Origin of the sequence: Actinocrinis puniceicyclus (assembly GCF_018283645.1) — a bacterium.
Lineage (GTDB): Bacteria > Actinomycetota > Actinomycetes > Streptomycetales > Catenulisporaceae > Actinocrinis > Actinocrinis puniceicyclus.
Genome location: NZ_JAGSXH010000222.1, coordinates 1 through 4937 on the forward strand (window position 1 = coordinate 1; position 4937 = coordinate 4937).

2 protein-coding genes are annotated in these 4937 nt (G+C 73.6%); both read right to left on the reverse strand.

What is annotated here, in order from left to right:
- Positions 1 to 676: 676 nt before the first annotated feature.
- Positions 677 to 2104, reverse strand: coding sequence for an SWIM zinc finger family protein (locus KGA66_RS28050; protein ID WP_211472449.1), 1428 nt, complete (start codon positions 2102 to 2104; stop codon positions 677 to 679).
- 8 nt (positions 2105 to 2112) lie between these two features.
- Positions 2113 to 4937: SCO1167/SCO6262 family helicase (locus KGA66_RS28055; RefSeq protein WP_211472452.1), on the reverse strand; the 2825-nt coding region annotated here is incomplete at its 5' end.

Genomic DNA, 4937 nt, shown 5'->3' on the forward strand with positions numbered 1-4937 from the left:
AGATCATGTCTAGTCTAGTCGGGTGGGCTCGGAAAAGTGTATAAGAGCCAGCGATACGACCGGCGCCTGCAGCGTCCACGAGGCAGGCCGGATGTCCGCGGCATGTCACTGGTGCGGCGGTGGCGGTGTGACCACCGCAGTGCGGCAAGCGGCGATTAACCGCGCCGGATATCGCCTTGTGGACTCGGAGCGCGTTCGTGGCCTACCGGCAGGAGATCGGAGAGCGCTCTCCAACGGGAGTGTTCGACAGGAACCGGGCCGTGTCAAGGGATCCCGGCGGATCGGGCCGGTGCGGCGCCGGTGCGCGGCGGCTCTCGTCGTCGCCTTCGTGCTCGGATTCGGTGTCCGGCCTATTCAGAGAAGCCACAGCACGCGGGAGGGGCGGTGTGCGCCAAGCATCGGACCGGGTCCGCGAGATCCGCCGACCGCCGACCGCCGACCGCCGACCGCCGACCGCCGACCGCCGAGCGCCGACGGTCGGGGTCACGGGCCGTCAGCCGCCCGCGCGGTGGACGGCGCGGTGGAACGGTAGTCCGGGGTGGCAGCCGGGAGAGCGCTCTCCCGTTCGACTGCTGTCACCCGCCGACAGCGCCCCGGCCTGCGAGCGCGCGAACGCGGCCCACGTGCCGGTGCCGCCTTCAGTACCCGTACGCTCGCGGCCGCTGGTGACGGCCCATCACAACAGCGCGGTGAGCACGTCGGCGGGGTCCTGGCCGGGAGGACCGGCCGGCCACCAGGCGCCGTCTCGCCGGCAGTAGGGGTGCCAGCGGCCGTCGCGGCCGTAGCGCAACTGCACGCCGAGATCGGCGAAGGTCCACCGGTTGCGCCACACCTTCGGCGCGGGAGCGGCGCCCTCGTCCCAGCCGGATTCGAGCAGCGCACGCGCGCGGGCCAGGTCGCCCGCCGCGGGCGACCACGACACTTCCAGCACCTCGAACCCCGGCTCGCCGCCGTATCGCCATGCTTTGATACTGCGCGCCAGTTGCGTGGGCTCGACGCCCAGGGCCGTGACGAACCGGGCGAAGACGTGGATGTCGCGGTGCTCGCCGGCCAGCAGCCGGACCGCGTCACGGTACAGGTCGAGATCGGGTAGGAGCCACCTGGGCCCGGGGCCGTGCGCGACCTGGCTCCCGCCCGCGTCAGCGTCCGCGTTCCCGCTCTCGCTCTCGCTCTCGCTCTCGCGCGTGTCAGCCGCCAGATAGTCGTCGAGCAGCGCCTTGGCCCGCGCCGACGCGTCGGCGGCGAGCAGTTCCAGCGCCGGCGGGTCGAAACCCGCGACCGGCGAGGTCGCGTCGATGACGGCCGGGGCGCCGGGCCGATCCACCGCACCGACCAAGGGTGGCGGGCCGGCGGGCGGCTGCCGCTGCTCGAAGGCGGCGCGGGCCGGGGTCCCGGCCGCGGCCGGCTGCCGCCGCTGCGGCGCCTCGCCGGCCCGTGTATCAGCCTGGTTCTTCGCGGCCGCGGCGGACTGGGCGGCCTCCACCGCGGCGCGCGCGGCGTTGCGCCGGCGCAGCTCGCTCATGATCGTGGCCTCGTCGCGGCCGCGCATCAGCAGCAGCACGAACGGGTCCTGGTCGAGGATGCGGGCGATCTGGTAGCACAGCGCGGCGGCGTGCTTGCACGGGTAGCCCCAGTCAGGGCACGAACAGGACGGTTCGAGTTCGTCGTCAGCGGGCAGCAGCGGCGCCCCGGCCCTGGCCGCGTCCGCGGCGAGTTCCTGCGGCAGGTCGCGGTCCAACAGGGCCGCGATGTGCTGGGCCCTGGCCGCGGCGGCGTCGAGCACGCGGTCCCACTCGTCGTCGTCCAGCCGCCGGATCCGCACGGAGGCGCTGTACGGTCGCGGCTGGCTGCCGTGGACCTTCGCCTTGATCAGTCCGGCCGTGACCGTGATCTCGCCGACCGCGCCGCGCCGCGCGTAGGTGCGTCCCCGCGACAGCCTCCCGGCGTCCATCGAGGTCTCCTCGAGCGCGGCCACCCAGGCTTGGCCCCACCAGGTCGAGGCGAAGGGGCCGCGGCCGCCCGGGGTCGGCGCCGCCGGCGGGAAGACCCGGGTCCGCTCGTCCTGCGCGCGCTTCGCGGCGAATTCCGCAGGGCTCCTCCTCACCCGCGCCATCAGCGTTCTGCTTTCCGGAGGGCGACCAGCTCGGCCAGCTGCGCGTTCGACAGTTCGGTGAACGCCGCCTCGCCGGAGGCGAGCACGCTGTCGGCCAGATCCCGTTTCACCGCCAGGGTCGCGGCGATGCGGTCCTCCACCGTGCCTTCGGTTATCAGGCGGTGCACCTGCACCGGCTGGGTCTGGCCGATCCGGTACGCGCGATCGGTCGCCTGTTCCTCGACCGCAGGGTTCCACCACCTGTCGTAGTGCACCACGTGCCCGGCGCGGGTCAGGTTCAGCCCGACGCCAGCCGCCTTGAGCGAGAGCAGGAACACCGGCACCCGGCCGGCCTGGAACGCGTCGACCAGTTCCTGGCGGCGGCGCACCGGGATCTGCCCGTGCAGGAACGCGCAACCGATCCCGCGCCGCTCCAGATGCCGTTGCAGCAGCCGGCCCATCTCGACGTACTGCGTGAATACCAGGGTGCTGCCGCCTTCGGCCAGGATGGTGTCGAGCAGTTCGTCGAGCAGGTCCAGCTTCCCCGAGCGCCCGGCGCCCGTCGCGCCCTTCCTGTCCGGGTCCTGCCCGGTCTCCTTCAGGTACAGCGCGGGATGGTTGCAGATCTGTTTGAGTGCTGTCAGGAGTTTGAGAACCAGGCCGCGCCGGGCGATGCCCTGTGCGCCCTCGATGGCCGCCATCGTCTCCCGGACGAACGCCTCGTACAACGCGGCCTGCTCGCGGCTGAGCGCGACCGGGTGGTCGGTCTGCGTCTTCGGCGGCAGTTCCGGTGCGATACCGGGATCCGACTTGCGGCGACGCAGCACGAACGGTCCGATCAGCCGGGAGAGCCGGTCGGCCGCGTCCCGGTCCTGGCCGCCCTCGATGGTCCTGGCGTAGCGGTTGCGGAAGCCGCGAAGCGTGCCGAGCAGTCCCGGCGTGGTCCAGTCCAGCAGGGCCCAGAGCTCGGAGAGGTTGTTCTCCACGGGGGTTCCGGTCAGCGCGACCCTGGCACGCGGCGTGATCAGCCGTAGTGCGCGGGCGGTGTCCGTGTGCGGATTCTTGGCGTGCTGCGCCTCGTCCGCGGCCAGCAGCCCCCAGTCGGTCGCGGCGAGCATCTGCGCGTCCTGACGCAGCGTGCCGTAGGTGGTCAGTACGAACTCCCCGGCGGCGACCGCGTCGAGGTGGCGGCCCGGCCCGTGGTAGCGACGCACCGGCGTGCCGGGAGCGAAGCGCTCGATCTCGCGCTCCCAGTTGCCCAGCAGCGAGGTCGGGCACACCACCAGCGTCGGGTGCGCGGTCTCGGCGGCGCGCTGGCGGTGCAGGTGCAGCGCGATCAGGGTGATCGTCTTGCCCAGGCCCATGTCGTCGGCCAGACAGCAGCCCAGGCCCAGCGACGTCATCCGGTCCAGCCAGCGCAGGCCCTCAAGCTGATAGCCGCGCAGTGTCGCCTTGAGCGCCGCGGGCGCGCCGATCTGCCGGTGCCCGTCCGTTTCCGGTTCCAGCAGCCGCGCGCGCAACTCGGCGATCCAGCCGCTCGCCGCGACCGGCACGGGCTCGCCGTCGATCTCTGCGACACCGGTGAGCGCCGCGCCCAGGGCGTCGATCGCGCTGAGCGGGTCGAGCTCGCGCCGCCGGGCCTTGCGGACCAGCTCGGCGTCGACCAGGACCCACCGGTCGCGCAGCCGTACCAGGGGCCTGGTCGCCTCGGCCAGCAGCTCCATCTCCTGCTCGGTCAGGACTCGCTCGCCGAGCGCCAGCTGCCAGCGGAAGTCCACCAGCGCGTCCATGCGGAACAGGGAACGCAGATCGGAACGGGGACGCTGCGGTGCGGACACGACCGCCTGGGCGGTCAGGCCCCGGGCCAGGTCTTTGGGCAGGTGAACGTCGACGCCCGCCGCCGACAGCCGCGCGGTCGCGTCGCCGATCAGGTCGTAGACCTCGTCGTCGGTCAGCTCGATCGCGTCGGGGACCGCGCCGGCCAGCAGGCGGGTGAGCGGCGGCCACGCCCTGGCGGCGCGCCGGAGGGTGAGCAGGGCGTCGACCTGCGCGCGGGCGCCGAAGCGTTCGTCGTGGGAGCTTCGCCACACGTCCGCGGCATCGGCCACGAGCGTCGGGTCGGCGAGGCTGTGCAGTTGTGTCACCGCGCGGAAAGCCTCATCGTCGAGCTCGATCCGAAGAGAGACACGGACCCCGCTGTCCAGGCCCGTCGCCACCTCGGCCGCCCAGCCGCGCAGTGCCTCGGCGCGCTGCGGCGCAGTCGCCGCGAACAGCGGTCCGCCGGCGGCGAGCGGCGCGGACACGGTGCGCGGCATCGTGTCCGCCACCGCGTCCAGGAAGCTGCGCAGCAGCGGTTCGGCGTCCGGCAGGGTGAGCGGGGTCACCTCCGGCACGGCCAGGGCCCGGGCCGTCGGCGGCATCGCGCGGGCCAGCGCGCGCAGCCGCTCGGTGTCGTCGCGGTCCAGCGGTCCGGCACGCCACGCGTCGAAGCCCTCCGGCGACACGCCGGGCAACAGCCGCCCGCGTGCGATCAGGTGAAGCGCGAACAGCGAAGCGGCGCCCCAGAACGCCGCCGCGGGGTCGGCGTTCAGGCCGCGCGCGGCGCGAGCCAGCACGGGCACCGCCGCGGCGAGCGGAAGTTCGGCCGCGGGGAGCGCTCTGCGCCGCACACCTGTGGCGGCCTGCGGCGTGACGAGCGTCAGCGATCGCCCTGCGGTCAGCTCGGGCGGAAGGCCCGATCCGTAGAATGCCACGCGCCCGGTCCGGGCCGGATCACCCGGCAGGAACACCGCGGGGTACCTCACCAGCTCAGCCCCCTGCCGGGCGGAGAGGGCGGGGGTGCGGG